Here is a 2,995-nt window from a genome sequence, read left to right as displayed (position 1 = left end):
CGCGCCCGCGCTGCTGCGGGCGGCGGCGAATATTGCAGCGGCCCTGACGCGGCATGGACAACCGGCCGGGCTGTCGCTGGTGCTGCCGGAATGCAACAGCATGGGGCTGGCCATGCTTGGCGGCCTGCCGCTTGAGGCGATGATGGAACGGGCGAAGGCGGGGGACATCGCCACCCTCGTCATTGTGGAAAATGACCTGACCCGCCACCTGCACCCGGCGATGGTGGCCGAACTCGTAGCCCGCGTGCCCAATATCGTCATGATAGACCATACGCTCACGCCGCTCTGCCAGCACGCGGGCCTTGTGCTGCCCGCCGCCGCCTTCAGCGAATGCAGTGGCACGCTGGTCAGTCAGGAAGGCCGGGCGCAACGCTTTTTTCAGGCGGTTTTTCCGCCTGCCCCCCTACAGTCTGGCTGGCGGTGGGTGCAGGCCCTTGCCCGCGGCACGACGGACCTTACGCACACGGGACTGACCGGCTGGCAGGGCCTTGATGATGTCATTGCCGCACTGGGCCGGGCGTTTTCCGCCCTTGCCGCCACCGTCAACGCGGCCCCCGGCGCGGATTACCGCCTGCATGGCCAGAAACTGCGCAGCCAGACCTATCGCGCCAGCGGGCGCACCGTGATCCGGTCCTACATAAGCGTACATGACCAGCCTCCCCCCGCCAGCCCGGACACCCCCTTCAGCAGTTCGATGGAAGGGGCTTACGAACCGGACATGCCGGCCGCGCTGGTGCCGGGGTATCAGGCGTCCCCATGGAATTCGGTGCAGGCGCTCACCCGCTTCCAGAGCGAAATCGGCGGGGCCATGCGCGGCGGGAACTCCGGTATCCCGCTGTTTCCCGAAACGGGGGGCGACCGTGCTCCGGATGCGCCCCATCCCTACAGCACCGACATTCCGCCCCCGTTCGTGCCGCATGAAGACAGCGTGCTGGTACTGCCCGACACCCGCCTGTTTGGCAGCGAGGAGCTGAGCATGCTCTCTCCCCCCGTCGCGGCGCGCGCATCCGCGCCCACCCTGCGCGTGCCCGTGGGGTTCACCCCCGCGACCCATCTGACACTCCATCTGCCGGACGGTGCGCATGTCCTGCCTGTCGAGCCCCTTGCCGGACTGCCCGCGGGTCTTGTGCTGTGCCCGGCCCATATGGTGGCGCGCGCCTTTCATTTTCCCACGTGGCGCACGTGGACGCGGCGGGAGAGGGATCATGATGCGGCTTTCCCTGTTCCCCATCATTCTTGCGCCACTTGCGCTCCTTGGCCTTGCCACCCTGCTGACATGGGTCGAGCGGCGGCTGCTCGGGTTATGGCAGGACCGGCATGGCCCCAACCGCGTGGGGCCGGGCGGGCTGTTCCAGGCCGTGGCGGATGGCGTCAAGATCCTGTTCAAGCAGGACTGGGTGCCCCCCTTCGCGGACAGGGGAATTTTCATCCTCGCCCCCGCCATCGGCATGATGACGGGGCTGCTGTCCTTTGCGGTCATTCCCGTAACATCCGTGGCGGGCATCGCGGGCGGGCTGAACGTGGGGCTGCTGTTCATTCTGGGCATGATGGGGCTGGGGGTTTACGCCACTGTCCTGGCCGGGTGGGCGTCCAACAGCAAGTATGCGCTGCTGGGCGGCATGCGGGCGGCGGCGCAGATGATCAGCTACGAAGTCTTCATGGGGATGGCCCTGCTGGGCGTGGTCATGGCCGCCGGGTCCTTCAACCTGCGCGCGATCGTGGCGGCGCAGGCGGGCATGTGGTTCATCATCCCGCAATGCCTCGGGTCCGGCGTGTTCATGCTTGCGGGCATCGCGGAGACACACCGGCTGCCCTTCGACCTGCCCGAAGGTGAAAACGAACTGGGAGCTGGTTTTCACACCGAATATTCGGGCATGAAATTCGGCATGTTCTTCCTGGCCGAATATGCCGGGGTCGTTCTGGTCTCGGCCCTTGTCACCACGCTCTATCTGGGCGGGTGGCAGGGACCGGTGCTGCCCGCCGCCGTGTGGTTCCTGCTCAAGACAGGCGGCATGGTGGCGTTTTTCATCCTGCTGCGCGCGGCCCTGCCCCGCCCGCGCTATGACCGACTGATGGCGCTGGGGTGGAAAGTCCTGCTGCCGCTCTCGCTCCTCAATATCATGGCGACCGGAACCATCATGATGCTGCGCGCCGTCCCCTGACGCGCCCACCGCAAAGGCATGTCCCATGCTTGATACCCTGCGCACCGTGTTCCTGACCTTCCTCCATGCGTTCCACCGGCGCGCGACCGTGCAGTATCCGGAGGAGCAGCCCTACCTGCCGCCACGTTACCGGGGGCGGATCATCCTGTCGCGCGATCCCGATGGCGCGGAACGCTGCGTTGCGTGCAACCTGTGCGCCGTCGCGTGCCCGGTGGACTGCATCAGCCTGCAGAAGACGGAGGCGGAGGGGCGGTGGTATCCGCAATATTTCCGGATCAATTTCTCCCGCTGCATCTTCTGCGGTTTCTGCGAGGAAGCCTGCCCCACCTACGCCATCCAGCTCACGCCCGATTTCGAGATGGGCGAATACGCCCGCCCCAACCTCGTCTATGAAAAGGAAGACCTGCTGATCAGCGGGACCGGGAAGTATCCCGGATACAGTTTCTACCATGTCGCCGGCATTCCCGTTCCCGGCAAGGACCGTGGCGCATCCAAACACGAGCGCCCGCCGGTCGACCTGCACTCCCTGCTGCCGTAGCGCACCATGCACAACCTGGCCCTCTTTTCCGCCAGCATGGCCCTTGTGGGGGCTGTCATGGTCATTACGCGGCGGGTGGCCGTGCATGCCCTGCTCTATCTGGTCGTGACGCTGCTGGCGCTGGCCGTGGTGCTGGCCCTGCTGGGCGCTGACTTCGCGGCGGCGCTGGAAGTCATCATCTATGCGGGCGCCATCATGGTGCTGTTCGTGTTCGTGATCATGATGCTCAACATGGGCCAGCCCGACACCGCGCGGGAGAAGGAATGGCTCAGGCCGCGCGCGTGGCTTGGGCCGG

4 protein-coding genes and 1 pseudogene are annotated in these 2,995 nt (G+C 66.2%); 4 read left to right on the top strand and 1 reads right to left on the bottom strand.

What is annotated here, in order from left to right; genetic code table 11:
* Window positions 1–10: 10 nt before the first annotated feature.
* Window positions 11–379 (top strand): annotated as a pseudogene (locus tag JCM25156_RS32390) (molybdopterin-dependent oxidoreductase); the annotation flags it as partial.
* A 24-nt stretch (window positions 380–403) separates the two neighbouring features.
* Here the strand turns inward: JCM25156_RS32390 and JCM25156_RS31180 are convergent.
* A complete protein-coding gene (locus JCM25156_RS31180; RefSeq protein WP_242402640.1) occupies window positions 404–1,165 on the bottom strand; it encodes a hypothetical protein in 762 nt (253 codons plus the stop codon).
* Window positions 1,166–1,205: 40 nt separating this feature from the next.
* Between JCM25156_RS31180 and nuoH the strand changes: the two genes are divergently transcribed.
* The 3 genes from nuoH to JCM25156_RS12475 form a co-directional block, all read left to right on the top strand.
* Window positions 1,206–2,162 (top strand): NADH-quinone oxidoreductase subunit NuoH, encoded by a 957-nt coding sequence (nuoH, locus tag JCM25156_RS12490; RefSeq protein WP_025813334.1) that lies wholly within the window; start codon window positions 1,206–1,208, stop codon window positions 2,160–2,162.
* A gap of 25 nt (window positions 2,163–2,187) precedes the next feature.
* On the top strand, window positions 2,188–2,700 hold the full coding sequence (gene nuoI / locus JCM25156_RS12485) for an NADH-quinone oxidoreductase subunit NuoI (RefSeq protein ID WP_025813333.1): 513 nt from the start codon (window positions 2,188–2,190) through the stop codon (window positions 2,698–2,700).
* A 6-nt stretch (window positions 2,701–2,706) separates the two neighbouring features.
* A partial coding sequence (locus JCM25156_RS12475; RefSeq protein WP_025813332.1) for an NADH-quinone oxidoreductase subunit J occupies window positions 2,707–2,995 on the top strand: 289 nt, incomplete at its 3' end.

The sequence above is a fragment of the Komagataeibacter kakiaceti JCM 25156 genome, from assembly GCF_000613305.1.
The sequence above is the reverse complement of the archived record's forward strand: the minus strand, read 5'-3'. Positions and strand labels throughout refer to the sequence as shown.

Coding starts and splice junctions, on each gene's coding strand:
- nuoH (WP_025813334.1), top strand. CDS start 1,206: ATGATGCGGCTTTCCCTGTTCCCCATCATTCTTGCGCCACTTGCGCTC.
- JCM25156_RS31180 (WP_242402640.1), bottom strand. CDS start 1,165: ATGAAAGGCGCGCGCCACCATATGGGCCGGGCACAGCACAAGACCCGC.
- nuoI (WP_025813333.1), top strand. CDS start 2,188: ATGCTTGATACCCTGCGCACCGTGTTCCTGACCTTCCTCCATGCGTTC.